The organism is Mesorhizobium sp. M8A.F.Ca.ET.208.01.1.1, assembly GCF_004791315.1.
Lineage (GTDB): Bacteria > Pseudomonadota > Alphaproteobacteria > Rhizobiales > Rhizobiaceae > Mesorhizobium.
Genome location: NZ_SRUT01000143.1, coordinates 1 through 355, shown reverse-complemented (window position 1 = coordinate 355; position 355 = coordinate 1). Strand labels below are relative to the sequence as shown.

General features: G+C 67.9%; 1 pseudogene. It reads left to right on the top strand.

The annotated features are described in order from the left end of the window. Positions 1-156, top strand: a pseudogene (locus tag EN851_RS37550) (DUF1254 domain-containing protein); the annotation flags it as partial. Positions 157-355: the final 199 nt, after the last annotated feature.

Here is a 355-nt window from a genome sequence, read left to right as displayed (position 1 = left end):
CGGGAACTTCCGGAGGAGCTCCAGGGCGCGATCTTCGTCGAGGCGCCGATCGAGGAAGGCATCTTCGTCATCCGCGCCTTCGTGCCGGACGACAGCTGGAAACCGATCGTGTCACGCTTCCTGGAGCAGAGCTCCTGCGAGCTGCAGGAGTACTGACCGGCCGGCCCCGCCTGCGCTATCCCCAAGTGCTGGAGCGTCCTTGCCGCCCTCTAGTGATGCGGCACGGGCGTCGGCGGCTTGTCCGGGCCAGCCGGCCGCGTCTCGCCGGCCACTGGCGGCTGTTCGTAGCGGACGCCGGGGAAGATGATCACCGCCGCCGGCGTGCCGGTGTTCTGAACTGCTCGATTTACTGGTG